This is a genomic window from Streptomyces asiaticus, assembly GCF_018138715.1.
Lineage (GTDB): Bacteria > Actinomycetota > Actinomycetes > Streptomycetales > Streptomycetaceae > Streptomyces > Streptomyces asiaticus.
Genome location: NZ_JAGSHX010000006.1, coordinates 2,395,466 through 2,420,083, shown reverse-complemented (window position 1 = coordinate 2,420,083; position 24,618 = coordinate 2,395,466). Strand labels below are relative to the sequence as shown.

Genomic DNA, 24,618 nt, shown 5'->3' with positions numbered 1-24,618 from the left:
GCGGTTCCGTGTGCCCTGGGGCACACGGAACCTGATCTTCTACATCTGTTGCGTACGGCGGGAGCACTGGAATGAGCGGAGCCCAAGGGGTGGGGGGCGGCAAGCCGCGGCGCACGCCCGGCAGTGTGCTGTCCGGGCTGGCGGTGGCCGTCGGCTGTGTGCTGTTCCTCGGCGGCTTCGTCTGGGGCGCGGTGCTCTACAAGCCGTACACGGTCCCCACCGACTCCATGGCGCCCACGATCGGCAAGGGCGCCCGGGTGCTGGCGGAGCGGGTCGACGGCGGCGATGTGCGCCGCGGCGATGTGGTGGTCTTCCGCGACCAGGTGTGGGGCGACCTGCCGATGGTGAAGCGGGTCATCGGGGTCGGCGGCGACCGGGTCGAGTGCTGTGACAAGCAGGGCCGGCTGCGGGTGAACGGCAAGGTCCTCGAGGAACCGTATCTGCGCTCGGGGGAGCAGGCCTCCTCCTCGGTCTTCTCCACCACCGTGCCCAAGAACCGGCTGTTCCTGATGGGTGACCATCGCAGCGACTCCCTGGACTCGCGGGTGCACCTCACCGACGAGGCGGGCGGCGCCGTGGAGCGCGGCGCGGTGGACGCCCGGGTGGACGCCACCGCTTGGCCGCTGGGCTCCTGGGGGACCGTGGGGCGGCCCGAAGCCTTCAAGGGGCTGCCGGGCGGGATCTCGCAGCCGGGGCCGCTGGGGCCCATCTTGATCGCGGTCATCGTGGGCGCGGTGCTGATCCTGGCGGGCGCGGCCCATGGGCCGATCGCCCGGCGCAGGTCAGGCGGCGACGCACGGCGGGACCAGGCGGCGAAGGGGAAGGTGGCCGCGAGTGGCTGACGGGCCGGACGGAGCCGAGCGGACGACCGGCACGGACGAGCGGCGGCTGCGGAAGGTCGCCCGGGTGGTGCTGCTGGACCCGCAGGACCGCATCCTGCTGCTGCACGGCTTCGAACCGGACGATCCCTCGTCCACCTGGTGGTTCACCCCGGGAGGCGGCCTGGAGGGCGAGGAGAGCCGCGAGGAGGCTGCGCTCCGCGAGCTCGCGGAGGAGACCGGGATCACCGATGTGCGGCTCGGCCCGCTGCTGTGGCGGCGGATCTGCTCCTTCCCGTTCGCAGGGCGGCGTTGGGACCAGGACGAGTGGTACTACCTGTGTCGTACCCAACAGACCGCGGCGCGGGCCGGCGGCGGGCTGACGGAGCTGGAGCGGCGGAGCGTGGCCGGTCTGCGCTGGTGGACGGCGGATGAGCTGGCCACGGCCACCGAACCGGTGTATCCGACACGGCTGGCGGAGCTGTTGCGTACGCTGCTCGTCGAGGGACCCCCGAGTGCACCGGTGATCCTGGAGACTGAGCGCGTCTGACGCACAATGGGGGGACGCACGGCTGAAGGGGAACATGCCATGAGCGCCGAGGACCTCGAGAAGTACGAGACCGAGATGGAGCTGAAGCTCTACCGGGAGTACCGCGATGTCGTCGGTCTGTTCAAATATGTGATCGAGACCGAGCGTCGCTTTTATCTCACCAACGACTACGAGATGCAGGTGCACTCGGTCCAGGGTGAGGTCTTCTTCGAGGTGTCGATGGCCGATGCCTGGGTCTGGGACATGTACCGCCCGGCCCGTTTCGTGAAGCAGGTACGGGTTCTCACGTTCAAGGACGTGAACATCGAGGAGCTGAACAAGAGCGACCTCGATCTTCCGAGCGGCTGACCCCGCCTTCCGGGCGGCTGGCCCGATTTTTCTGGCTGACCCCATCTTTCGGGCGGCTGACCCGGCCTTTCTGGCGGCTGACCCGAACTCTCGGGCGGCTGACTCCACCTTTCGGGTGGCTGAGTTTTCCACAGCCGGGCGGCCGTCCACAGGAATGCTCCAAGATCCCTGAGCGGGGCGCGGGGGCGTCACATTCGGTGCCGGAGGTGGTGCCGAATGAACGCCCGAGGAGCGCTGGGCCGCTACGGCGAGGATGTGGCGGTCCGCACATTGGCGGAAGCCGGGATGACGGTCCTGGAGCGCAATTGGCGATGCCGGGACGGCGAGATCGACATCGTCGCGCTCGACGCCGGGGCGCTGGTGGTGTGCGAGGTCAAGACGCGCCGCGAGGGTGGCTACGAGCATCCGATGGCGGCCGTCGGACCGGACAAGACCGCGCGGCTGCGGTGGCTGGCGGAGCGCTGGCTGGAGCGGCACGGCGGGCCGCCGCCGGGCGGGGTGCGGATCGATGTGGTGGGGGTGGTGCTGCCCCGCCGGGGCGCGCCCGTGGTCGAGCATGCGCGAGGGGTGGCCTGATGGGGTTCGCCCGCACCTGCTCGGTGGCGCTGGTCGGGGTCGAGGGCGTGGTGGTGGAGGTCCAGGCCGATCTGGAGCCGGGAGTGGCCGCCTTCACCCTGGTCGGGCTGCCCGACAAGAGCCTGGTGGAGAGCCGGGACCGGGTCCGCGCGGCCGTGGTCAATTCCGGCGGTGAATGGCCGCAGAAGAAGCTCACGGTCGGGCTCAGCCCGGCATCCGTCCCCAAGGGCGGCAGCGGCTTCGACCTGGCCGTGGCCTGTGCGGTGCTCGGCGCGGCCGAGCGCGTGGATCCGCGGGAGATCGCCGATCTGATGATGATCGGGGAGCTGGGGCTCGACGGCCGGGTGCGACCGGTCCGCGGGGTGCTGCCCGCCGTGCTCGCCGCCTCCGAGGCGGGCTACCGCCAGGTCGTGGTCCCCGAGCAGACGGCGGCGGAGGCGGCCCTGGTACCGGGCGTCTCGGTGCTGGGTGTACGGAGCCTGCGCCAGCTGATCGCGGTGCTGACGGACGAGCCGGTGCCCGAGGAGGAGGAGCCCCAGGAACTGGGCCGCCCCGATCCGATGCTCGCGGGGCTCACCGTGCCCGGCGCCGGAATGGGCACCGGTGTGGCCGCAGTGCCCGGGGCCGGGGCGGGGCGGCCCGATCTGGCCGAGGTCGCCGGGCAGCGGGCCGCGCGCACCGCCCTGGAGGTCGCGGCCGCGGGCGGGCACCACCTCTTCCTGAACGGGCCTCCGGGCGCCGGGAAGACCATGCTGGCCGAGCGGCTGCCCGGGCTGCTGCCGCCGCTCACCCAGCAGGAGGCCCTGGAAGTCACCGCGGTCCATTCGGTCGCCGGTGTCCTCCCGCCGGGACAGCCCCTGGTGGAGACCCCGCCGTACTGCGCCCCGCACCACTCGGCGACCATGGCCGCGCTCGTCGGCGGGGGCAATGGCCTGCCCCGACCCGGCGCGGTCTCGCTTGCCCACCGTGGCGTGCTCTTCCTGGACGAGGCTCCCGAGTTCAGCGGGAAGGCGCTGGACGCTCTCCGGCAGCCCCTGGAATCGGGGCATGTGGTGGTCGCCCGGTCCGCCGGGATGATGCGGATGCCGGCGCGCTTCCTGCTGATGCTCGCGGCCAACCCCTGCCCTTGCGGGCGCCACGGTCTGATGGGCGACGTCTGCGAGTGCTCGCCCGCCACGGTCCGCCGCTATCAGGCACGGCTGTCCGGACCGCTGCTGGACCGGGTGGACCTGCGGGTCCGTGTCGAGGCGGTGAGCCGGACCGAGCTCACCGGGGCGCGTGCCGGGGCGGAGAGCAGCGCGTCCGTCGCGGCCCGGGTCCGGGAAGCCCGGGAGCGGTCCGCTGCCCGCCTCCACGGCACCCCCTGGCGGCTGAACAGCGAGGTGCCGGGCCATGAGCTGCGCACCCGCTGGCAGCCGTCCTCCGGTGCGCTGCGCGAGGCCGAGCGCGACATGGAGCGCGGGCTGCTCACCGCCCGGGGGCTCGACCGGGTGCTGCGGGTCGCCTGGACCGTCGCCGACCTGGCCGGGCACGACCGGCCCATGGCGCCGGACATCGCCCAGGCGCTGCAACTGCGCACCGGGGTCAGCCGTGGGGTGCCGGTCCCGGCGGGGGAGTGCTGATGCCGTCGCCCTCGGCTGGCGGCCGCGGCGCCGTCCCCGCCCTGTTCTCCGAGCCCCGGCAGGGGCAGGGCGGCTGGGACGAGGGGCAGGCGCTCCCGGAGGGGCGGGGCGTCCCGGATGAGGGGCAGGCGCTCCCGGAGAGGCGGGGCACCCCGGACGAGAGAGGCACCCCGGACGAGGGGCAGGGGCCGCCCGAGCGGCGGGTCGCTCCGGACGAGGAGCAGGGGCTGCTCAAGCGGCGGGGCGTTCCGGACGAGGAGCGGCTGGCGCGGGCGGCGCTCACCCGGCTCGTGGAGCCCGGGGACGAGACCGTGGGGCGCTGGCTGCGCCGCATGGGGCCGGTCGCGCTGTGGCGGGCGCTCACCGGGAAGGGCAAGCCCCCGCCCGGGGCCACCGGGGAGCGGCTTGCCGGATGCGCCCTCCGGGCGCCCGGGGTGGACCCGGTCACCGACCTCGCGCTGATCGCCCGGTGCGGCGGACGGTTCATCTGTCCCGGGGACCTGGACTGGCCCGGTCAGCTCGACGATCTCGGTGACACTCGCCCGGTCGGGTTATGGGTGCGCGGCGCGGCGGACCTGCGGATGTGGGCGCTGCGCTCGGTCGCCGTGGTCGGCGCGCGGGCTTGCAGCGACTACGGCGCGCATGTCGCGGCGTCCCTCGGCGCCGGGCTCGCCGAGCGCGGCTGGGTGGTCGTCTCCGGGGCGGCCCACGGCGTGGACGGCGCGGTTCACCGAGGGGCGCTCGCCGCGGGCGGGGCCACCATCGCGGTACTCGCCTCCGGTGTGGACGTCCCCTATCCGCGAGCACACGCCGAGTTGATCGCGCGCATGGCGGAACAGGGCCTGGTGCTGGCCGAGTTGCCACCCGGAGCGCATCCGACGCGCCCCAGATTCGTGCTCCGCAACCGGGTCATCGCCGCCCTCACCCGCGGCACGGTCGTGGTCGAGGCCCAGTACCGCAGCGGATCGCTGGTCACCGCGCGCCGGGCACAACAGCTCGGGCGGTCCACCATGGGGGTGCCCGGACCGGTGACCAGCGGGCTCTCGGCCGGGGTGCATGAACTCCTGCGTGGCGAGGCCGTCCTGGTCACCGACGCCGCCGAAGTGGCCGAGCTCATCGGCGGCATCGGGGACCTCGCCCCGGAGCGGCGGGGGCCGCTGGTCGAGCGGGACCTGCTCGATCCCGTGACGGCACGGGTGCTGGAAGCGTTGTCGGCACGGGGCGGCAACCACCTGCGGGATGTGGCCCGGGAATCCGGGACCGGCTGTGACGAGGCCCTGGGCCGGCTCCATGAACTGCTCGCCCTGGGCTTTGTCGAACGTCATGGCGATCGATGGGAGTTGGTCCCGCCCGTGCGCCGGAGCGACGGCGCACGGCGAGGCGATCCCCCGAATCGGGGCAATCGGGTGAAAGGGTTGAGGCGATGACCGTATCCGCACACCGCCGAGCCGACGCCCTTCGCATACCGCGACGCCTTAGTCACGCTACGCTCACAAGGTTTCCGGCGGAAGCGTACGTCCTCACCCATGTCATGGCAGAACGGCTCAAGGCGACGAATGCCCCAGCACATCTCCGGGTCTGACAGCGCGGCGCCGCCCGCGGCCCGCGGCGCGGTGCACCCTGCCGCGCCCTCATCGCTCGACGAGCTGTGGCGGTCGTACAAGACCACGGGCGACGGCCGGCTGCGGGAGCAGCTGATCCTGCACTACTCACCGCTGGTGAAATATGTGGCCGGCCGGGTCAGCGTCGGGCTGCCCTCCAATGTCGAGCAGGCGGACTTCGTCTCGTCCGGGGTCTTCGGACTCATCGACGCCATCGAGAAGTTCGACCCCGAGCGCGCCATCAAGTTCGAGACCTACGCGATCACCCGGATCCGCGGCGCGATGATCGACGAGTTGCGGGCCCTGGACTGGATTCCGCGGTCGGTCCGCCAGAAGGCCCGGGCCGTGGAGCGGGCGTACGCCACGCTCGAGGCCCAGCTGCGCCGTACCCCTTCGGAGGCCGAGGTGGCCACCGAGATGAGCATCAGCCTCGAGGAACTGCACGGCGTCTTCAGCCAGTTGTCGCTCGCCAATGTGGTCGCCCTGGAGGAGCTGCTGCACGTCGGCGGCGAGGGCGGCGACCGGCTCAGCCTCATGGACACCCTCGAGGACACCGCGGCCGACAACCCGGTCGAGGTGGCCGAGGACCGGGAGCTGCGGCGGCTGCTCGCCCGGGCGATCAACACCCTCCCGGAGCGGGAGAAGACCGTGGTCACGCTCTACTACTACGAGGGGCTCACGCTCGCCGAGATCGGCCAGGTGCTCGGCGTCACCGAGAGCCGGGTCAGCCAGATCCACACCAAATCGGTGCTCCAGCTGCGGGCGAAACTCGCCGACGTCGGGCGCTGAATCGTCCCTCCGGCATCGCCCTCGGGGCGGCCTCTTCCGTAGAGTGGTCGGGTGCCCAGGATTCGAGCGGCCTCAGTGGCCGAGCACCGGACGATGCAGCGCGCGGCCCTGCTGGAGGCCGCCCGCACCCTGCTGTCCGAGGGCGGCACGGAGGCGCTGACCTTCCCCGCCCTCGCCGAGCGCACGGGACTCGCACGGTCCTCCGTCTATGAGTACTTCCGCTCCCGCGCCGCCGTGGTCGAGGAGCTGTGCGCCGTGGACTTCCCGGTCTGGGCCGCCGAGGTCGAGGCCGCCATGGAGCGGGCCGACGGGCCCGAGGCGAAGATCGAGGCGTATGTCCGCCGACAGCTCGCGCTCGTCGGCGACCGCCGGCACCGCGCGGTGGTGGCGATCTCCGCCAGTGAGCTGGAAGTGGGCGCGCGCGAGAAGATCCGGGCGGCCCACGGCGGGCTGATCGCCATGGTGGTCGAGGCCCTCGCGACCCTCGGGCATGAGCAGCCCCGGCTCTCGGCCGTGCTGCTCCAGGGCGTCGTGGACGCCGCGGTCCGCCGCATCGAACTCGGCGCGGCCGAGGATCCCGAGCGGATCACCGAGGCGGCCGTCGCCATGGCCCTGCGCGGCGTCCGGGGCTGACCGCCCGGCCCTTCTACCGCCACAGCGGGCGCGCGGGGCGCGGCGGACGGCCGGGCGACCTGCCCCAGCGGGCGCGCGCGGGTCGCGACCCGGACGACCGGCCGGCCCGGGCGACCCAGCTGGAGCCGGGCCCAGAGGGATGCCGCCACCAGCACCGCGGCCGTCGGCAGCCGGGTGTCCCCGGCGGGGGAGGCGAGCGCGGAGAGCGTGGGCACGCCGCGCACCCCGAAGACCGGGAGCAGCCGGGACGGCCCGCCCCGCAGCATCGACGGCGGCAGCAGAGACAGCGGATCGAGATAGCGGTCCGCGCGCCGCAGCCCCCAGTGCAGACAGCCCGACTGGCAGTGGAAGGGGCCCGGCGCCACCACGCCGACCACCTGCCCGGCGGCCACCCGTTCCCCCTTGGCCACCGTGGCGCGCACCGGTTCGTAGGTGGTCCGCAGGGGAGGGGAGCCGGTCCCGGACACCTCGATCACCAACACACCACGGCCCGCGACCGGACCCACGAAGCTCACCCGCCCCGGGCCCGCCGCCCGGACCCGCTCGCCCGGGCGCGCCGCGAGGTCGACCCCGCGGTGCCCCGAAGCCCAGGGCGCCGGAGGCGGCCGCCAGCCCCTCAGCACGGCAGGCCGCACCGCGCCCGGCGCACCATCGACCGGCCATGACCGCTCTCCGCCCGGCCTCGACCGTCCCTCGCCGGGCCTCGTCCCCGGCCCCGGATCCGGCGCCGCCCGCGGAGCAGGGGCCGCGCGTGGATCCGCCGCCGCGCGTGGATCCGCCGCCGCTGCCCGTGCCGCCGGAAGAGGCGACACCAGAAGGAAGGCCGACAGCACCGACAGCACCGACAGCACCGACAGCACAAGAATCACCAGGACACGAGCCCAACCCACCACAAGCCTTCGCATGCCCCCACGATGGCCGGGCGGCCCGAAACGAGTGGATCATGGACGGAATCGGGGGACTACTCACTGGTTGTGGATAACGCCGTCACCCGGCACCGTACCGGTCCCGTACACTTCTTATGGCGATCCGGGTCACCGGATCGACTTCGCACGCCCCGCCACCGGTGCTCCGATCGCGCATCGGTCAGCTCGGTGGCCGCGCCCCTCGGTCCTCGGACGACCCCCGAAAGGGCCCCGTCCGTGGCAGGCGCGCCGGGACGTCAGGAGCGGCGGCCGCCCGGCCGCCGTGGAACCGAGTACCTCAAGGAGTACGGCCATGGCCGTCGTCACGATGCGGGAGCTGCTGGAGAGCGGCGTCCACTTCGGGCACCAGACCCGCCGCTGGAACCCGAAGATGAAGCGCTTCATCTTCACCGAGCGCAACGGCATCTACATCATCGACCTGCTCCAGTCGCTGTCGTACATCGACCGCGCCTACGAGTTCGTCAAGGAGACCGTCGCCCACGGCGGCTCCATCATGTTCGTCGGCACCAAGAAGCAGGCGCAGGAGGCCATCGCCGAGCAGGCGACCCGCGTCGGCATGCCGTACGTCAACCAGCGCTGGCTGGGCGGCATGCTCACCAACTTCTCGACCGTCTACAAGCGCCTTCAGCGCCTGAAGGAGCTCGAGCAGATCGACTTCGAGGATGTGGCCGCCTCCGGCCTCACCAAGAAGGAGCTCCTGGTCCTCTCCCGCGAGAAGGCCAAGCTGGAGAAGACCCTCGGCGGTATCCGCGAGATGCAGAAGGTGCCGAGCGCCGTCTGGATCGTGGACACCAAGAAGGAGCACATCGCCGTCGGTGAGGCGCGCAAGCTCCGGATCCCGGTTGTCGCGATCCTCGACACCAACTGCGACCCGGACGAGGTCGACTACAAGATCCCGGGCAACGACGACGCGATCCGCTCCGTCACCCTGCTCACCCGGGTGATCGCCGACGCCGTCGCCGAGGGCCTCATCGCCCGTTCCGGTGTCGCCACCGGTGACGAGAAGGCCGACAAGGCCGCGGGCGAGCCGCTCGCCGAGTGGGAGCGCGACCTGCTCGAGGGCGAGAAGAAGGCCGACGAGGCCGAGGCCGAGGCCGAGGCCAAGCCGGCCGAGGCCGCCGCGGACAAGCCCGCCGAGGACGCCGCCAAGCCCGCCGAGGCCGCCGAGGCCGCTGCGGACAAGCCTGCCGAGGACGCCAAGCCCGCCGAGGCCCCCGCCGCGGGCACCGAGCAGGGCTGACCACTCAGACGTCACTCAGACGGTGTATGACGGCGGGGGACGGTGCCAGTGGCACCGCCCCCGTCGTTCACCCGTAGAGCTTTCGACTTTCGAGAAGAGATTCACAGATCATGGCGAACTTCACCGCCGCTGACGTCAAGAAGCTCCGTGAGCTGACCGGCGCCGGCATGATGGACTGCAAGAAGGCCCTGGACGAGGCCGAGGGCACCGTCGACAAGGCCGTCGAGATCCTGCGCGTCAAGGGCCAGAAGGGCGTGGCCAAGCGTGAGGGCCGCAGCGCCGAGAACGGTGCCGTCGTCTCCCTCATCGCGGACGACAAGTCCTCCGGCGTGCTGGTCGAGCTGAAGTGCGAGACCGACTTCGTGGCCAAGGGCGACAAGTTCGTGGCCGTCGCCGACGCCATCGCCGCCCACGTCGCCAAGACCTCCCCGGCCGACCTGGAGGCCCTGCTGGCCTCCGAGATCGAGGCGGGCAAGACCGTTCAGGCGTTCGTCGACGAGGCCAACGCGACCCTCGGCGAGAAGATCGTCCTGGACCGCTTCGCGCAGTTCTCCGGCGGCTTCGTCGCGGCGTACATGCACCGCACCAGCCCGGACCTGCCGCCGCAGGTCGGCGTCCTGGTCGAGCTGGACAAGGAAGACGCCACGGTCGCCAAGGACGTCGCGCAGCACATCGCCGCCTTCGCCCCGAAGTTCCTCACCCGCGACGAGATCCCGGCCGAGACGGTCGAGAACGAGCGCCGGGTCGCCGAGGCCACCGCCCGCGAGGAGGGCAAGCCCGAGGGCGCCCTGCCGAAGATCGTCGAGGGTCGCGTTACCGGCTTCTTCAAGGAGAACGTGCTGGTGGACCAGCCGTTCGCCAAGGACAACAAGAAGTCCGTCCAGAAGATCCTGGACGAGGCCGGTGTCTCGCTCAAGCGCTTCGCCCGTTTCCGCGTCGGCGTCTGAGCCGAGCAGCGAATGACCGGCGACCCCGATAGGGTCGTAGGCAGCCAACCGTCGACCGGTCGGCCGCAGATGTGACGAGGAGGCCATTGCCGCAGAGGTCGTAACAGGACCCGTCCGGCAGTGGCCTTCTTCGTATGTGCACGAGGAGATCTCCAATGAATCACGGCGCGGACGCCAAACAGGCCGCCGATGACAAGAAGGCGCACGGCGCGGTCCCACACGGTCGCTTCCTGCTGAAGCTGTCCGGCGAGGCGTTCGCCGGTGGCGGGGGACTCGGTGTCGACCCCGATGTCGTGCACGCCATCGCCCGCGAGGTCGCCGCCGTGGTCAGGGACGGTGCCGAAATCGCCATCGTCATCGGCGGCGGTAACTTCTTCCGCGGTGCGGAGTTGCAGCAGCGCGGTATGGACCGGGCCCGCTCGGACTACATGGGCATGCTCGGAACCGTCATGAACTGTCTCGCCCTCCAGGACTTCCTGGAAAAGGAGGGCATCGACTCCCGCGTCCAGACCGCCATCACCATGGGCCAGGTCGCGGAGCCGTACATTCCGCTGCGTGCGGTGCGCCATCTGGAGAAGGGGCGTGTGGTCATCTTCGGCGCGGGTATGGGTATGCCGTACTTCTCCACGGACACCACCGCGGCCCAGCGAGCGCTGGAGATCGACGCGCAGGCCCTGCTCATGGGCAAGAACGGCGTGGACGGGGTCTATGACTCCGACCCCGCCCGCAACCCCGACGCGGTGAAGTTCGACGCCCTGGAGTACGGCGAGGTGATCACCCGGGACCTCAAGGTCGCCGACGCCACCGCGATCACCCTGTGCCGGGACAACAAGCTGCCCATCCTCGTCTTCGAGCTCCTGGCCGAAGGAAATATCGCGCGTGCGGTGAAGGGTGAGAAGATCGGCACGCTGGTGAGCGACCAGGGCTCCCGGGCCTGACGGCTCGAACGGGGGATGGACAACGGCCTGCCGGTCGGACACCGTGCAGGAGAAGACGCACGCAGGGGCGAGGCTCTGCTTACTGATAACACCAGGAGCAAGTGGTGATCGAAGAGATCCTCCTCGAGGCCGAGGAGAAGATGGAGAAGGCCGTTGTGGTCGCCAAGGAGGACTTCGCCGCGATCCGCACCGGGCGTGCGCACCCGGCGATGTTCAACAAGATCGTGGCGGACTACTACGGTGCGCTGACGCCGATCAATCAGCTGGCGTCGTTCTCGGTGCCGGAGCCGCGGATGGCCGTGGTCACGCCGTTCGACAAGACCGCGCTCCGCAATATCGAGCAGGCGATCCGGGACTCCGATCTGGGCGTCAACCCGAGCAATGACGGCAACATCATCCGTGTGGTGTTCCCCGAGCTCACCGAGCAGCGCCGCAAGGAGTTCATCAAGGTCGCCAAGGGCAAGGGCGAGGACGCGAAGATCTCGATCCGCAGCGTCCGCCGCAAGGCCAAGGAGTCCATCGACAAGCTGATCAAGGACGGCGAGGTCGGCGAGGACGAGGGGCGCCGCGCGGAGAAGGAGCTCGACGACACCACGGCGAAGTATGTCGCGCAGGTGGATGAGCTGCTCAAGCACAAGGAAGCCGAGCTGCTCGAGGTCTGATGAACGACTCTTCCTGGGGGGCCCCACCAAGCGCCGGACTCCGGGGACCGGGCGGTCAGGGCACCTCCCCCGGCTATGGCTGGGAGGTGCCCACTTCTTCGGCGGGTCCCGCGCATGAGGTGGGTGAGGCGGCGCAAACTCGCCCCATGCCCACCGTGCCCCACGCAGGCGGCGACTCCGGCGAGGCCGCCGACCGTGACCGGGGGGCCGCTCGGCAGAGCGGCCCCCTCTTCCGCGACGAGCGGGAGCCGCAGCCCGGCCCCCGGCAGCCCGCCGGGCGCCGGCCGACGCCCCCCGACCCCGCGCCCGACCCGGCCCCTGCCGACGGCGCGGGCGGCGCCGGGCAGGGCAAGAAGAGCGCGGGCCGGAATCTGCGGGCCGCGATAGGGGTGGGCATCGGCCTCGGTGTGATCATCCTGGCCTCGCTCTTCATCTACAAGCCTGTGTTCGTCGGCGTGGTGGCGGTCGCGGTGGTGGTCGGGCTCTGGGAGCTGACCTCGCGGCTGACCGAGCGCAAGGACATCCGGGTCCCCCTGGTGCCGCTCGCCGTCGGCGGGGTCGCCATGGTCGTCGCCGGCTATGTGCGCGGTGCCCAGGGCGCGGTGGTGGCGGTCGCCCTTACGGCGCTCGCGGTGCTGGTCTGGCGGATGACCGAGCCGCCCGACAACTACCTCAGGGATGTCACGGCGGGCGTCTTCGCCGCCTTTTACGTGCCGTTTCTGGCCACTTTCGTGGCGCTGATGCTCGACACCGACGACGGTCCGTGGCGGGTCCTGACCTTCCTGCTGCTGACCGTGGTCAGCGATACCGGTGCGTACGCGGTGGGCTGGCGCTTCGGCAAGCATCCGCTGGCTCCGCGCATCAGCCCCGGCAAGACCCGCGAGGGACTGCTGGGCGCGGTGACCTTCGCGATGGTCGCGGGCGCCCTGTGCATGCAGTACCTCATCGACGACGGCGTCTGGTGGCAGGGCCTGCTGCTCGGCCTCGCCGCCGCGGTCAGCGCGACCCTCGGCGACCTCGGCGAGTCCATGATCAAGCGCGACCTCGGCATCAAGGACATGGGCAAGCTGCTGCCCGGCCATGGCGGGATCATGGACCGGCTCGACTCGCTGCTGCCCACCGCCCCGGTGGTGTGGCTGCTGCTGGTGATCTTCGTGGGCGGCGGCTGACCACGCCCGCCCACGGGCCCCGCGCCACTCCCGGCGCGGGGCCCTTCGTACGTCTGCGACACTGGGTGAACCATGCCTAAGCCCGGAGAACTCACCTTCGTCGCGCCGCGTGGGGCCAAGAAGCCCCCGCGGCATCTTGCCGACCTCACGCCCACCGAGCGCCGGGAGGCCGTCGCCGCCCTCGGGGAGAAGCCCTTCCGGGCAGGTCAGGTGTCGCGTCACTACTTCGCGCGCTATGCCGACGACCCCGCTCAGTGGACCGACATCCCCGCCGCAGCGCGCGAGAAGCTGGCCGCCGGGCTGCTGCCGGATCTGATGAGCGTGGTGCGGCACATCAGCTGTGACGACGACACCACGCGCAAGACGCTGTGGCGGCTGTTCGACGGCACGCTCGTGGAGTCCGTTCTGATGCGCTACCCGGACCGGGTCACCATGTGCATCAGCTCACAGGCGGGCTGCGGGATGAACTGCCCGTTCTGCGCCACCGGGCAGGCGGGGCTGGACCGCAATCTGTCCACCGCCGAGATCGTGCACCAGATCGTCGACGGGATGCGGGCCCTGCGGGACGGGGAGATCCCCGGTGGTCCGGCCCGGCTGTCCAACATCGTCTTCATGGGCATGGGCGAGCCGCTGGCCAACTACAACCGCGTCGTCGGGGCCATCCGTCGGCTCACCGACCCCGAGCCCGACGGCATCGGCCTGTCGCAGCGCGGTATCACCGTCTCCACCGTCGGCCTCGTCCCGGCGATGCTGCGGTTCGCCGACGAGGGCTTCAAGTGCCGGCTCGCGGTGTCGCTGCACGCGCCCGACGACGAGCTGCGCGACACCCTCGTGCCGGTCAACACCCGCTGGAAGGTGCGCGAGGTCCTGGACGCCGCGTGGGAGTACGCGGAGAAGTCCGGCCGCCGGATCTCCATCGAGTACGCGCTGATCAAGGACATCAACGACCAGGCGTGGCGCGCCGATCTGCTCGGCCGGCTGCTCAAGAGCCACCGGGTGCATGTGAACCTCATCCCGCTCAACCCGACGCCCGGCTCCAAGTGGACGGCATCCCGGCCCGAGGACGAGAAGGCGTTCGTGGCGGCCCTGGAGGCCCATGGGGTGCCGGTGACCGTGCGGGACACCCGGGGCCAGGAGATCGACGGAGCCTGCGGGCAGCTGGCGGCTTCGGAGCGCTGAGCACCGGCTGATACGGTGCCTGGGCATCGTCGCATCATGCGATCGTCATAGAAGCGAACATCCGTACAAGTGAACATTCCGACAGGGGAGCGCTCAGAGCGCTGAGAGTGCGGCACGGCCGCAGACCCTCGGACCTGATCCGGGTCATACCGGCGTAGGGAGTCAGCATCACCATGAACAGCCAGCTTCGGCGTGCCATCTCCGCCGCTCTCCTCGGCTCCCTGGCCCTGAGTGCGCTCGCCGGCTGCGGCGAGGACACCAAGAGCGGTTCGGACTCCAAGACGGTCACCCTGGTCACGCATGACTCGTTCGCGGCCTCCAAGGCGGTGCTCAAGGAGTTCACCAAGGAGACCGGCTACAAGGTGCGCGTGCAGGCCGGGGGCGACGCCGGAGCCGCCGTCAACCAGGCGATCCTGTCCAAGGGCCACCCCCAGGGCGATGTGTTCTTCGGCGTCGACAACACGCTCCTCTCCCGCGCGCTCGACAACGACCTGTTCGCCCCCTACACGGCGAAGGGCCTCGACAAGGTCCCGGCGGCCCTTCGGCTCGACCGGGCCGAGCATCGCGTCACCCCCGTCGACTTCGGCGACATCTGCGTCAACTACGACCGGAAGTACTTCGCCGACAAGAAGCTGACGCCGCCCCGGACGCTGGACGATCTGACCAGGCCCGCCTACAAGAACCTCCTGGTCACCGAGAACGCGGCCACCTCGTCCCCCGGTCTGGGCTTCCTCCTCGCCACGGCCGCGAAGTACGGCGACGACGGCTGGAAGGGCTACTGGAAGAAGCTGCGGACCAACGGCGTCGAGGTCGTCGACGGCTGGGAGCAGGCGTATTACGATCGGTTCTCCGGCTCGGCCGGCGGTGGCAAGGGCGACCGGCCGCTCGTCGTCTCCTACGCCTCCAGCCCGCCCGCCGAGGTGGCCGACGCCAAGAGCAAGCCCGCGAAGGCCCCCACCGGGGTGGCGACGGGCACCTGCTTCCGGCAGGTGGAGTTCGCCGGGCTGCTGAACGGCGCGGGCAACACCAAGGGCGGCAAGGCGCTGCTGGACTTCCTGCTGAGCAAGCGGTTCCAGGAGGATGTCCCGCTGAACATGTACGTCAACCCGGCGCGCGAGGACGCCGAGCTGCCGGAGCTGTTCACCCGATACGGGGTCAGGATCGCCGACTCGGCCACCCTGGCGCCGCAGAAGATCGCCAAGAACCGTGAGTCGTGGGTCAAGACATGGTCCTCGCTGGTCCTGTAGAGCCCCGCGAGAACCGTAAGGCGGCCGACGGCCGCCGTAAGGCCGACAGGGCGGACCGCGGCGGCCGTCGCGCGACCGCCCTCCGGCTCGCTCTGATGGCGGTGCCGCTCGCCTTCTTCGCGGTCTTCTTCGCCTATCCCGTGGCCGCCATCGTCACCCGGGGGCTGCGCGTCGACGGGCGGTGGCGGTTCGGCCGGATCTCCGAGGTGGTGAGCGATCCGGCGACGCTGGACGTCCTGTGGTTCACCTGCTGGCAGGCGGTCGCGTCGACCGCCCTCACGCTCGCGGTGGCGCTGCCCGGCGCCTATGTCTTCGCCCGCTTCGACTTCCCCGGCAAGGGGCTGCTGCGGGCCGTGGTGACCGTGCCGTTCGTCCTGCCGACCGTCGTCGCCGGATCGGCCTTCCTGGCCCTGCTCGGCCGGGGCGGGCTGCTGGACGAGCTGTGGGGGGTGCGGCTCGACACCTCCGTTTGGGCGATCCTCCTGGCCCATGTCTTCTTCAACTACGCGGTCGTCGTCCGGACCGTGGGCGGGCTGTGGGCTCAGCTCGACCCGCGCCAGGAGGAGGCCGCGCGGGTGCTCGGCGCGAGTCGGCTCTCGGCCTGGCGCCGGGTGACGCTGCCCGCGCTGGCGCCCGCCGTGGCCGCCGCCGCGCTGATGGTGTTCCTGTTCACCTTCACCTCCTTCGGCGTGATCCAGATCCTGGGCGGCCCCCGCTACGCCACCCTTGAGGTGGCGATCTACCGGGAGACCGCGCAACTGCTCGACCTCCCCACGGCCGCGGTGCTGACCCTCGTCCAGTTCGCCGCGGTCGCGGCCGTGTTGGCTCTGCACGCGTGGACCGTAAGGCGCCGCGAGAGCGCCCTGCGGCTCGTCGACCCGGGCCGCACCGCGCGCCGCCCGACGGGCCCGGCCCAGTGGGCGCTGCTGTGGGGCGTGCTGGCGGTGGTCGCGCTGCTGATCGTGACCCCGCTCGCGGTGCTGGCGGAGCGTTCGCTGAACGGACCGGACGGCTACGGCTTCACCTACTACGAGGCGCTGCGGTCCTCCGCCGACAGCGGGGGCACCTTCTTCGTGGCGCCCATGGAGGCCGTCGGGAACTCCCTGTGGTACGCGGCGGTCGCCACCGTCTTCGCCCTCGTCGTGGGCGGTCTCGCCGCCGCCGCGCTCACCCGTAAGGCGGGCAGGCTGGTACGGGGCTTCGACGCGCTGCTGATGCTGCCGCTGGGCACCTCGGCCGTCACCGTGGGATTCGGCTTCCTGATCGCCCTGGACGAGCCCCCGCTGGATCTGCGCGCCTCCTGGGTCCTGGTGCCGCTCGCCCAGGCCCTGGTGGGCGTCCCCTTCGTCGTACGGACCATGCTGCCGGTGCTGCGCGCGGTGGACCACCGGCTCCGGGAGGCGGCGGCCGTGCTCGGGGCGTCACCGTGGAAGGTCTGGCGGGAGGTGGACCTGCCGCTGGTCGGACGGGCCGTGGCGGTCGCGGCGGGCTTCGCGTTCGCCGTGTCCCTGGGCGAGTTCGGGGCCACGGTCTTCATCGCGCGTCCCGACCATCCGACCCTGCCGGTGGCCATCGCCCGCTTCCTGGGCCGGGCCGGACAGCTCACCTACGGGCAGGCGATGGCCCTGAGCACGATCCTGATGCTGGTCTGCGCCGGATCGCTGCTGGCGCTCGAGCGCATCCGCACCGACCGTTCCGGAGAGTTCTGAATGACGCTGCTGCGACTGGACGAGGTGACCGTAAGGTTCGGCCGGCGCGACGCGCTGGACGCCGTGGACCTGGAGGTCGCCGAGCACGAGACGGTCTGTGTGCTGGGCCCGAGCGGAAGCGGTAAGTCCACCATGCTGCGCGTGGTGGCCGGGCTGGAGCGCCCCGACACCGGCCGGGTGTCGCTCGCCGGACGCGACCAGAGCGGGGTGCCCACGCACCGGCGCGGCGTGGGGCTGATGTTCCAGGACCACCAGCTGTTCCCGCAGCGGGACGTGGGCGGCAACGTCGCCTTCGGGCTGCGGATGCGTGGGGTGGGCCGCGCGGAGGCGGACCGCCGGGTCGCCGAACTGCTGGAACTGGTGGGGCTGCCGGGCGCCCAGCGCCGCCCCGTCGACTCGCTCTCCGGCGGTGAGCAGCAGCGGGTGGCGCTCGCCCGCGCGCTGGCCCCGCGGCCCAAGCTGCTGATGCTGGACGAGCCGCTGGGACAGCTCGACCGCGGACTGCGGGAGCGGCTGGTGGTGGAGCTCCGCGAGCTCTTCGAACGGCTGGGCACCACCGTCCTCGCGGTCACCCACGACCAGGGGGAGGCGTTCGCCCTCGCGGACCGGGTGGTGGTGATGGAGAACGGCCGGATCGCCCAGACCGGCACCCCGCTGGAGGTGTGGCAGCGGCCCGCCAACGAGTTCGTCGCCCGCTTCCTCGGCTTCGACAATGTGGTCGAGGCGATCGTGCACGGTGAGGCCGCCGACACCGTATGGGGCAAGCTGCCCGTGCCGCCCGGCTCCCGGCCCGGCCCCGGCAGGCTGCTGGTACGCCCGGCCGGTGTGCGGCTGACGGACCCCGGGGAGGGGCTGGCGTGCACCGTGGCGGCGCGCACCTTCCGCGGCGACCATGTGTCGCTCATCCTGCGGCTGTCGGACCGGGCCGCGCCGCGTCTGGAGGCGTCCTGCGCCCTGCGGGACGCCCCGGAGGCGGGGGCCAGGGTCGGGGCGGTCATCGACCCGGCCGACGTGGTGCTCCTGGACCCCGAGCCCTGACGCCTGGGCCCCTCGCCTCCCCTGGTACTCGGCGCTTCCTCGACGCCGGCTCAGCCCAGCATCGACAGCAGCGCCTCGGGCGCTTCGTCCACCGAGTCCACCAGGGCGATACGGGCCTTCATGGACCGTCCCTCCGCGAGCGCTTCGAGCAGCGGCCAGGTCGGCAGCCGCCGGGTCCAGTGGTCGCGGTCCACCAGCACCATCGGGGTCGGCTCACCGCGCGACTCGTAGTAGTTCGGCGTCGCGTTGTCGAAGATCTCCTGGACGGTCCCGGCGGCGCCCGGCAGGAAGACCACGCCCGCGGTCGAGCGCGCCAGCAACCCGTCCTCACGGGTGGCGTTGGCGAAGTACTTGGCGATGTGCGAGGCGAACGCGTTCGGCGGCTCATGCCCGTAGAACCAGGTGGGGATGCCGACCGACGCCCCGCCGTCCGGCCAGCGCTCGCGCACCGCGAAGGCGGCCTCGGCCCAGGCCCCGATGGACGGCCGGAAGGAGGGCGTCTTGCCGAGCAGTTCGAGCGCCTCGTCCAGCACCGCGTCGTCGTGCGGGGCCGCGTAGGCGCCGAGGTTCGCGGCCTCCATCGCGCCCGGCCCGCCGCCCGTAGCGACCGTGAGACCGGTCCGTGCCAGGGCCCGGCCGAGCCGTGCGGCGCCCGCGAATCCGTCGGAGCCGCGCTCGAGCGCGTGGCCGCCCATGACGCCCACCACCCGCGTCCCGACGAGGAATTCGTCGAGCGCGTCGGAGACCGCGTCGTCGTGGATGGAGCGCAGCATCGAGGCGAAGATGTCGCCGTCGGTCTTGGTCCGCTGGAACCAGGCGTAGGCGAGCGCGTCCGGCGTCCGCGCGTAACCCTGTTCGGTGAGGCCCTCGAAGAGCTCCGCGGGGGAGTAGAGGGTGCCGCGGTACGGATCGAACGGCAGATCAGGCACCGGTGGGAACACCAGCGCGCCCCCGGCCCTGACCTTCGCCGCCGCCTCGGTCTCCATCGGGCAGCCGAGGAAGACGGATTCGCTGGTGTCGGTGGAGAGGAGCGCGGCCGTACGGCCTGTCAGGTCCACGGACTGGACCCGGAACCCGGCCAGGGTGCCGCGGGCGACGACCTGGTCGAACTCCTCGATGGACTCTATTTCCCGGTCTGGTTCCTGCACGCCGACATGCTAATCACACTGGAGGTAGGGGGCTGTGGATTGTGGCCATCGTGACCGGGCCGCCTGGCCGCACAATCCAGGCATGAACACCGACACCCGGGATTTTCAGCGGTGGAACGGCATCGCCGTGAGATGCGCCACCACCCACACCAGCGGCACCAGAAGCGCCAGCAGAGCCGTCGCGCGCAGCGCGGCCGCCCCGCGGAGCAGCCGGGCCGGGGCGCCGAGGCGGAAGAGGGCGGCCGTCGTGCGCTCACGCGCGTTCCTCGCTTCCACGACCGCGGTCAGGGTCGTGGCCGCGGCGCACAGCGTGACCAGGGCCGCGCCCAGACCCGTGAGCGGGCCGAAGGCATGGGTGCCGGACGGCCCGGAGGCCCTTCCGTACAGTTCGAGGACGGTGAATCCGGCGGCGGCCAGGGCGCACAGCGCGCCGATCGGGCGTCCGATCAGCCCGGCCTCCTGCTGGAGCATCCGCCCGGCCAGCAGCCGCAGCACGCCAGGCCGCCCGACGGCCAGCAGCCTGCCGCACAGATGGGTGAGGCCGGGTCCGGCCAGCACCAGCCCGAGCGCGGCCAGGGCCCAGCCGCCCACCACACCGGGTGGGCTGCCGCCGAGCCGGCCCGGCACGGCGAGCAGGGCGTCGGGGAGCGGGGGCGCTTTACCGCTCGCGTACGCCTGTAGGGCGAGTCCGGCCGCGGTCAGGGCGATGCCCCAGGGAAGTCCGGAGGTGGCCTGGTGGGGCCGGGGCGCGACCGGCCCCGTCACGACGGTGGGCCGGGCCGGGGCCGCCGGGCGGCGGGCGCCCCGTGGTCCGCGGACCGGCTGGTGGACCGCCCTCGGCCGCCGGGGCCACAGCCCGGCCGCACACGCCCCACCCACCACCACGGGGACGACGGCGAGCAGCGTGACCGTACCGGCCAGGGGCAGCGGACGACCGGCGCCGAGCAGCCGATCGGCTGCCCCGCTTCCGGCCCAGTCCAGCCAGGATGCCCCGAGGTCACCGCGCAGATGCAGGAAGACCAGCAGCGCCAGCACCCCGCCGAGCGCGCAGGAGGCCGCCATCGAGACCGCCGCGAGCAGCGCCGCCCGGGCCGGGCCGGCTCCGGCCGCCGCGAAACCGGGGCCGGGGCCGGTGCTGGGGTCGGCGCGGCCCACGGCGATGGCCAGCTGGACGGTCGCGGCCAGCGGTACGAGGCACCACAGCAGCCGCACCACCGCGCCCTGCGAGTCGTCCGGATGGCCGGAGGCGAACCCGAGGGCGCTCAGCAGCAGAAAGCTCGCGCCCGCCGCCGCGACGGTGACCAGCGACCGCCGCAGCAGCACCGACGGGCGGGCGCCGCGCGCTAGGCGGAGGCTGAGCACGCGGCCCTGCCTTCCGCCTCGGAGGGGTCCGAGCCCACCCGGCGCCCGTCGAGCAGGGCGACGGTGTGGTCGGCGAGGGTGGCCACCTCCTGGTCGTGCGTCGCGAGGACCACGGTGATGCCGTGGGAGCGGGCCGCCGAGGTGAGGGCGCGCAGCACCTGGCCGCGGTCGGCCTGGTGCAGCGGGGCGGTGGGCTCGTCGGCGAAGAGCACACTGGGCCCGGCGACCAGCGCGCGGGCGAGCGCGACCCGCTGGCGCTGCGACTGCAACAGTGCGGCGGGCCGCGCCCGGGCGCACTCGCCGACGTCGAGTCGGTCCAGCCATTCGCATGCGGCGCTCTTCGCGGCGCGCCGCCCGGTGCCGCGCAGCATCAGGGCGAGCGCGGCGTTCTCCCAGGCGGTGAGCTCGGGGACGAGCTGGGGTTCGGTGCCGATCCAGCCGAAATGCTCGCGCCGCAGTCGTTCGAGGCCGAGTGGAGGGAGGGAGTGCACGGGGACGCCCTTGAACCACACCTCCCCGCTGTCCGGTACGAGTTGGCCCGCCAGGCAGGCGAGGAGGGTGGTCTTGCCACAGCCGCGCGGACCGGTGACGGCGACGATCTCACCCTTCCGGGCGCCGAGGGAGACCCCGGTGACGGCGGGCGAGCCGCCGTAGGCGTACGACACGGTGCGTGCCGCGAGCATGTCGTCGTCCGGCGGAGCCACCATCCCGAGCACCTCGCCTTACCTGCGACCGTCTCATTCCCCCGGTTGGGTGAACGAGTGCGGAGCCAATGGGTCACTGGCACGGTAAGGACTCGGGTGGGGGCCCGCGCCCAGGCTCGGCGCGGATGGCCCCCCATTTCCTCCGATCAGCCCTGATCGGGGTCGGGCTCCGATCAGGGCTGACCGGGACCGGGGCCGCCGTCGGGGCCGGGGCCGCCGTCGGCGAGCCGGTCGAGGTGGGTGGGCGCGAACATCCGCAGCAGCGCGGGCAGTACCACGACCGAGGGCCCCGGGGCCGCGATGGCGCCGGCGAGGTCCGCACGCAGCCGCTCGGGTGTGGTACGGACCGCCGGGACGCCGAAGGACTCGGCCAGTGCGACGAAGTCCGGGCGGGACAGCTCGGTGGCGGTCGCCTCGCCGAACGTGTCCGTCATGTACTCGCGCAGGATGCCGTAGCCGCCGTCGTCCACGATCAGCCAGGTGATGGGGAGTTGGTACTGATGGGCGGTCGCGAGTTCGGCGATCGAGTACATGGCGCCGCCGTCGCCCGACACGGCCAGCACCGGCCGGTCGCGGTCCGCGGCGGCGGCTCCGAGGGCGGCCGGGAAGCCGTAGCCGAGGCCGCCCGCGCCCTGGGCCGTGTGCAGGGCGCCCGCACGGGGATCGAAGGCGGACCAGGCCCAGTAGGCGAGGATCGTCATGTCCCAGAAGCTGGGGGAGCCATCGGGCAGCGCGTCCCGCACCGCGCCCAGCACCCGCCGCTCCAGCTCCAGGCCCTGTGCGTCGATCCGCTCCCGCACCCGGGTGAGCAGACCGGCCGCGGCCTTGGCCGCCGTGCCCGGCGGGCGGGGCGTGACGGCCTCGGCGAGCGCGGCCAGTGCCTCGCGGGCGTCGGCGTGGATGCCGAGTGCCGGGTGGTTGGACTCCAGCTTGCCGAGGTCGGCCTCGATCTGGACGAGACGGCCGCGCGGGCGGAACGTGTGGTAGTTGGAGGAGAGCTCACCGAGTCCGGAGCCGACGACCAGCAGGACGTCGGCGTCCTCCAGGAACTCGGTGGTGTGCGCGTCCTCCAGCCAGGACTGGAGCGAGAGCGGATGATCCCACGGAAACGCGCCCTTGCCGCCGAAGGTCGTCGCCACGGGCGCGTCCAGTGCCTCGGCCAGCGCCCGCAGCTCCTCCCGCGCCCCGGCGCGCACCACTCCGCCCCCGGCCAGGATCACCGGACGCTCGGCGGCGTTCAGCAGCCTCGCGGACTCCGCCGTCAGCTCGGGCCGGGGCGGCAGCGGCCGGGGCTCGGCCCGCAGGGAGGTCACCGGCGGCACGGAGACCGGTGCGAGCAGCACGTCCTGCGGGATCTCCAGCCACACCGGCCCGGCGGGGGCCTCCAGCGCGGACGCCCAGGCGGCGGCGACCGCGGAGGGGATCTGGGAGGCGGTACGGACCGTGTGGACGGACTTCACGACGTCGCGGAACGACGCCTTCTGGTCGACGAGTTCATGGAGATAGCCCTTGCGCCCGCCGCCGAGCCCCGCCGTGGGCACCTGGCTGCCGATGGCGAGGACCGGCGCGGAGGCCGCCGCCGACTCCTGGAGCGCGGCGAGCGTCATGAGCGCCCCCGGCCCGGTGGACACCAGCAGTGGTGCGACCGTGCCGGTGACACGCGCGAAGGCGTCGGCGGCGAACCCGGCGTTGTTCTCCACCCGCAGTCCCACATAGGTGAGCCCGGACCGCCGCAGCGCGTCGAACGCCCCGAGAGCGTGCTGTCCGGGAAGCCCGAACACGGTGCTCGCCCCGAGCGCGGTGAGGGACTCCACGACGAGATCGCCGCCGTGACGCGCGCGCTGTGCGGTGGGCATGGGGTGGTTGCCTTTCTGACGATGTGTACCGAGGAGAGCGAGCGTGAGCCGGTGTCAGGCGCCCGCGGTGGCCGGACTGGTGGTCTCCGAGGCGGGTGCGGTGGGCTCACCGGCCAGCCGTCGCCGCCAGACGTCCAGGATCGCCGCGTCCGTCGGCTTGGTGGCGAGGCTGACCGCGACATACGCCACCAGCGAGGCCAGCAGCCCGAAGTAGATGGGTTCGTTGGCGAGGATGCCCTTCCACCCCATCAGCGCGATGACGGTAAGGCCGCCGACACCGACCGAGGCCAGGGCGCCCGCGCCCGTGCCGCGCTTCCACAGCAGCCCGCCCAGGATCGGCATCAGCAACCCGCCGACCAGCATGTTGTAGGCGACGGTCAGCGCCTCGACGACATTGTTGAGCGCCACGGAGATGCCGATCACGGCGACGCCCATGATGAGGATGAAGACGCGGTTGCCGCCGATCTCGTCATGGGAGGCGCCGACCGTACGGAGCGTACGTCCGCGCAGCCGGGCCCAGATGTCGTTGTTGGCCACCGTCGCGCAGGCGATCAGCGCGCCCGAGGAGGTGGACATCACCGCGGACAGCGCGGCGGCCAGCACCAGCCCCTTCACGCCCACCGGGAGGGCGTCCTTGACGATGGTCGCGAACGCGTCGTCCGGGGCGTCCAGCTTGGGGTACAGCACCCTGGCCGCCGTGCCGATGACCGCGCCCGCGACCGCGTAGGCCAGGCAGTACGTCCCGGCCGCGGTGCCGCCGAGGCGGGCGACCCGGTCATCGCGGGCGGTGAAGACCCGCTGCCAGATGTCCTGGCCGATCAGCATGCCGAAGGAGTAGATCAGCACATAGGTGAAGACGGTCTGGCCACCGATGCCCATGGGGGAGAAGTAGCCGTGCGGGAGTTCGGACTTCATCGCGTCGAAGCCGCCCGCCTTCACCACCGCGATCGGCAGCAGCAGGAGCAGCACGCCCACCGTCTTGACCACGAACTGCACCATGTCGGTGAGGGTGATGGACCACATGCCGCCGAGCGTCGAGTAACAGACCACGATCGCCCCGCCGAGCACGATGGCGACGACCCGGTCAAGACCGAAGATCACGTCGAAGATGGTGGCGTAGGCGATGGTCGAGGTGACCGCCAGCATCAGGGTGTAGGCCCACATCACGATGCCCGAGATCAGCCCGGAGGAGCCGCCGTAGCGCAGATCCAGCATCTGGCTGACCGTGTAGACCTTGAGCCGGGCGATGCGCGCCGAGAAGAAGACGGACAGCGCCAGCAGCCCGAGGCCGATGGCGATGACCATCCAGGCGCCGGAGAGCCCGTACTGATAGCCGAGCCCGACACCGCCGATGGTGGATGCGCCGCCGAGCACGATCGCGGCCATCGTCCCGGAGTACATCAGCGGCCCCAGCCGCCGCCCCGCGACCAGGAAGTCGCTGGTGGAGCTGGTGCGGCGCATCCCCCACCAGCCGAGCGCGAGCATGCCCGCGAGATAGACGACGATCACGGTGTAGTCGACAGCGGTCATGGTGGTGCTCCTCGGTCCGGCGGGGG

At 72.1% G+C, this 24,618-nt stretch carries 22 protein-coding genes, 1 pseudogene and 1 riboswitch; of the genes and pseudogenes, 17 read left to right on the top strand and 6 right to left on the bottom strand.

All coding sequences use genetic code 11. The features are described 5' to 3' along the window. Window positions 1–71: 71 nt before the first annotated feature. The 8 genes from lepB (at window position 72) to KHP12_RS17760 (ending at window position 6,937) form a co-directional block, all read left to right on the top strand. Window positions 72–842, top strand: coding sequence for a signal peptidase I (gene lepB / locus KHP12_RS17795; protein WP_037948621.1), 771 nt, complete (start codon window positions 72–74; stop codon window positions 840–842). Next, window positions 835–1,368, top strand: coding sequence for an NUDIX hydrolase (locus tag KHP12_RS17790; protein ID WP_086880645.1), 534 nt, complete (start codon window positions 835–837; stop codon window positions 1,366–1,368). The genes lepB and KHP12_RS17790 overlap by 8 nt, the downstream gene beginning before the upstream one ends. 39 nt (window positions 1,369–1,407) lie before the next feature. Then, entirely contained in the window at window positions 1,408–1,716 is a 309-nt protein-coding gene (locus tag KHP12_RS17785) for a DUF2469 domain-containing protein (RefSeq protein ID WP_004944840.1), read from the top strand. A 216-nt stretch (window positions 1,717–1,932) separates the two neighbouring features. After that, a complete protein-coding gene (locus tag KHP12_RS17780) occupies window positions 1,933–2,292 on the top strand; it encodes a YraN family protein (RefSeq protein WP_037948626.1) in 360 nt (119 codons plus the stop codon). Further along, window positions 2,292–3,914, top strand: coding sequence for a YifB family Mg chelatase-like AAA ATPase (locus tag KHP12_RS17775; protein ID WP_086880646.1), 1,623 nt, complete (start codon window positions 2,292–2,294; stop codon window positions 3,912–3,914). Before KHP12_RS17780 ends, KHP12_RS17775 begins: the two co-directional genes overlap by 1 nt. Continuing rightward, window positions 3,914–5,341 carry a DNA-processing protein DprA gene (gene dprA / locus KHP12_RS17770; RefSeq protein ID WP_244202631.1) on the top strand — a complete coding sequence of 476 codons (1,428 nt, stop codon included), beginning with the start codon at window positions 3,914–3,916 and terminating at the stop codon, window positions 5,339–5,341. Before KHP12_RS17775 ends, dprA begins: the two co-directional genes overlap by 1 nt. A 129-nt stretch (window positions 5,342–5,470) precedes the next feature. Continuing rightward, entirely contained in the window at window positions 5,471–6,304 is an 834-nt protein-coding gene (gene whiG, locus KHP12_RS17765; RefSeq protein WP_020868137.1) for an RNA polymerase sigma factor WhiG, read from the top strand. Window positions 6,305–6,397: 93 nt separating this feature from the next. Next, window positions 6,398–6,937 (top strand): TetR/AcrR family transcriptional regulator, encoded by a 540-nt coding sequence (locus KHP12_RS17760; protein ID WP_167442416.1) that lies wholly within the window; start codon window positions 6,398–6,400, stop codon window positions 6,935–6,937. A gap of 347 nt (window positions 6,938–7,284) precedes the next feature. Here KHP12_RS17760 and KHP12_RS17755 read toward each other — a convergent pair. Further along, window positions 7,285–7,842 (bottom strand): annotated as a pseudogene (locus KHP12_RS17755) (peptidoglycan DD-metalloendopeptidase family protein); the annotation flags it as partial. Between the two features lie 313 nt (window positions 7,843–8,155). Between KHP12_RS17755 and rpsB the strand changes: the two are divergent. From rpsB to KHP12_RS17710, 9 genes are all read left to right on the top strand, one after another. Next, window positions 8,156–9,103, top strand: coding sequence for a 30S ribosomal protein S2 (gene rpsB / locus KHP12_RS17750; RefSeq protein ID WP_086880649.1), 948 nt, complete (start codon window positions 8,156–8,158; stop codon window positions 9,101–9,103). Window positions 9,104–9,213: 110 nt separating this feature from the next. After that, window positions 9,214–10,050, top strand: coding sequence for a translation elongation factor Ts (gene tsf, locus KHP12_RS17745; protein ID WP_086880650.1), 837 nt, complete (start codon window positions 9,214–9,216; stop codon window positions 10,048–10,050). A 155-nt stretch (window positions 10,051–10,205) separates the two neighbouring features. Next, on the top strand, window positions 10,206–10,988 hold the full coding sequence (gene pyrH / locus KHP12_RS17740) for a UMP kinase (protein ID WP_037948633.1): 783 nt from the start codon (window positions 10,206–10,208) through the stop codon (window positions 10,986–10,988). Window positions 10,989–11,092: 104 nt separating this feature from the next. After that, on the top strand, window positions 11,093–11,650 hold the full coding sequence (frr, locus tag KHP12_RS17735; protein ID WP_030834259.1) for a ribosome recycling factor: 558 nt from the start codon (window positions 11,093–11,095) through the stop codon (window positions 11,648–11,650). Then, on the top strand, window positions 11,650–12,819 hold the full coding sequence (locus KHP12_RS17730; protein ID WP_210609951.1) for a phosphatidate cytidylyltransferase: 1,170 nt from the start codon (window positions 11,650–11,652) through the stop codon (window positions 12,817–12,819). The genes frr and KHP12_RS17730 overlap by 1 nt, the downstream gene beginning before the upstream one ends. Window positions 12,820–12,891: 72 nt before the next feature. Further along, window positions 12,892–13,998, top strand: coding sequence for a dual-specificity RNA methyltransferase RlmN (rlmN, locus tag KHP12_RS17725; protein ID WP_037948637.1), 1,107 nt, complete (start codon window positions 12,892–12,894; stop codon window positions 13,996–13,998). A gap of 73 nt (window positions 13,999–14,071) precedes the next feature. Then, a riboswitch (TPP riboswitch) is annotated at window positions 14,072–14,176 on the top strand. Next, window positions 14,172–15,245: a thiamine ABC transporter substrate-binding protein gene (locus KHP12_RS17720; protein ID WP_086882370.1), complete on the top strand. Its 1,074-nt coding sequence runs from the start codon at window positions 14,172–14,174 to the stop codon at window positions 15,243–15,245. It overlaps the preceding riboswitch by 5 nt. 95 nt (window positions 15,246–15,340) lie before the next feature. Further along, entirely contained in the window at window positions 15,341–16,954 is a 1,614-nt protein-coding gene (locus tag KHP12_RS17715) for an ABC transporter permease (protein ID WP_211834870.1), read from the top strand. After that, complete coding sequence (locus tag KHP12_RS17710; protein WP_086882369.1) at window positions 16,955–17,992, top strand: ABC transporter ATP-binding protein; 1,038 nt, start codon at window positions 16,955–16,957, stop codon at window positions 17,990–17,992. A gap of 50 nt (window positions 17,993–18,042) precedes the next feature. Here KHP12_RS17710 and KHP12_RS17705 read toward each other — a convergent pair whose 3' ends face one another. From KHP12_RS17705 to KHP12_RS17685, 5 genes are all read right to left on the bottom strand, one after another. Next, the gene (locus KHP12_RS17705) at window positions 18,043–19,140 is read right to left on the bottom strand and encodes an LOG family protein (RefSeq protein WP_086882368.1); all 1,098 of its coding nucleotides are present in this window, start codon (window positions 19,138–19,140) and stop codon (window positions 18,043–18,045) included. A 105-nt stretch (window positions 19,141–19,245) separates the two neighbouring features. Then, window positions 19,246–20,502: a hypothetical protein gene (locus tag KHP12_RS17700; RefSeq protein WP_086882367.1), complete on the bottom strand. Its 1,257-nt coding sequence runs from the start codon at window positions 20,500–20,502 to the stop codon at window positions 19,246–19,248. Beyond that, window positions 20,484–21,209 (bottom strand): ABC transporter ATP-binding protein, encoded by a 726-nt coding sequence (locus KHP12_RS17695; protein ID WP_037948647.1) that lies wholly within the window; start codon window positions 21,207–21,209, stop codon window positions 20,484–20,486. Before KHP12_RS17695 ends, KHP12_RS17700 begins: the two co-directional genes overlap by 19 nt. Window positions 21,210–21,379: 170 nt before the next feature. Beyond that, on the bottom strand, window positions 21,380–23,062 hold the full coding sequence (locus KHP12_RS17690) for a thiamine pyrophosphate-binding protein (protein ID WP_086882366.1): 1,683 nt from the start codon (window positions 23,060–23,062) through the stop codon (window positions 21,380–21,382). Window positions 23,063–23,116: 54 nt separating this feature from the next. Then, window positions 23,117–24,592, bottom strand: a complete 1,476-nt coding sequence (locus KHP12_RS17685; RefSeq protein ID WP_086882365.1) for a sodium:solute symporter family protein — start codon at window positions 24,590–24,592, stop codon at window positions 23,117–23,119. Window positions 24,593–24,618 lie beyond the last annotated feature (26 nt).

What these genes read in the sequence shown, in the direction of transcription:
- lepB (WP_037948621.1), top strand. Translation starts at nt 72, where the DNA reads ATGAGCGGAGCCCAAGGGGTGGGGGGCGGCAAGCCGCGGCGCACGCCC.
- KHP12_RS17785 (WP_004944840.1), top strand. Translation starts at nt 1,408, where the DNA reads ATGAGCGCCGAGGACCTCGAGAAGTACGAGACCGAGATGGAGCTGAAG.
- KHP12_RS17780 (WP_037948626.1), top strand. Translation starts at nt 1,933, where the DNA reads ATGAACGCCCGAGGAGCGCTGGGCCGCTACGGCGAGGATGTGGCGGTC.
- KHP12_RS17775 (WP_086880646.1), top strand. Translation starts at nt 2,292, where the DNA reads ATGGGGTTCGCCCGCACCTGCTCGGTGGCGCTGGTCGGGGTCGAGGGC.
- dprA (WP_244202631.1), top strand. Translation starts at nt 3,914, where the DNA reads ATGCCGTCGCCCTCGGCTGGCGGCCGCGGCGCCGTCCCCGCCCTGTTC.
- whiG (WP_020868137.1), top strand. Translation starts at nt 5,471, where the DNA reads ATGCCCCAGCACATCTCCGGGTCTGACAGCGCGGCGCCGCCCGCGGCC.
- KHP12_RS17760 (WP_167442416.1), top strand. Translation starts at nt 6,398, where the DNA reads ATGCAGCGCGCGGCCCTGCTGGAGGCCGCCCGCACCCTGCTGTCCGAG.
- rpsB (WP_086880649.1), top strand. Translation starts at nt 8,156, where the DNA reads ATGGCCGTCGTCACGATGCGGGAGCTGCTGGAGAGCGGCGTCCACTTC.
- tsf (WP_086880650.1), top strand. Translation starts at nt 9,214, where the DNA reads ATGGCGAACTTCACCGCCGCTGACGTCAAGAAGCTCCGTGAGCTGACC.
- pyrH (WP_037948633.1), top strand. Translation starts at nt 10,206, where the DNA reads ATGAATCACGGCGCGGACGCCAAACAGGCCGCCGATGACAAGAAGGCG.
- KHP12_RS17730 (WP_210609951.1), top strand. Translation starts at nt 11,650, where the DNA reads ATGAACGACTCTTCCTGGGGGGCCCCACCAAGCGCCGGACTCCGGGGA.
- rlmN (WP_037948637.1), top strand. Translation starts at nt 12,892, where the DNA reads ATGCCTAAGCCCGGAGAACTCACCTTCGTCGCGCCGCGTGGGGCCAAG.
- KHP12_RS17720 (WP_086882370.1), top strand. Translation starts at nt 14,172, where the DNA reads ATGAACAGCCAGCTTCGGCGTGCCATCTCCGCCGCTCTCCTCGGCTCC.
- KHP12_RS17715 (WP_211834870.1), top strand. Translation starts at nt 15,341, where the DNA reads ATGGCGGTGCCGCTCGCCTTCTTCGCGGTCTTCTTCGCCTATCCCGTG.
- KHP12_RS17710 (WP_086882369.1), top strand. Translation starts at nt 16,955, where the DNA reads ATGACGCTGCTGCGACTGGACGAGGTGACCGTAAGGTTCGGCCGGCGC.
- KHP12_RS17695 (WP_037948647.1), bottom strand. Translation starts at nt 21,209, where the DNA reads ATGGTGGCTCCGCCGGACGACGACATGCTCGCGGCACGCACCGTGTCG.
- KHP12_RS17690 (WP_086882366.1), bottom strand. Translation starts at nt 23,062, where the DNA reads ATGCCCACCGCACAGCGCGCGCGTCACGGCGGCGATCTCGTCGTGGAG.
- KHP12_RS17685 (WP_086882365.1), bottom strand. Translation starts at nt 24,592, where the DNA reads ATGACCGCTGTCGACTACACCGTGATCGTCGTCTATCTCGCGGGCATG.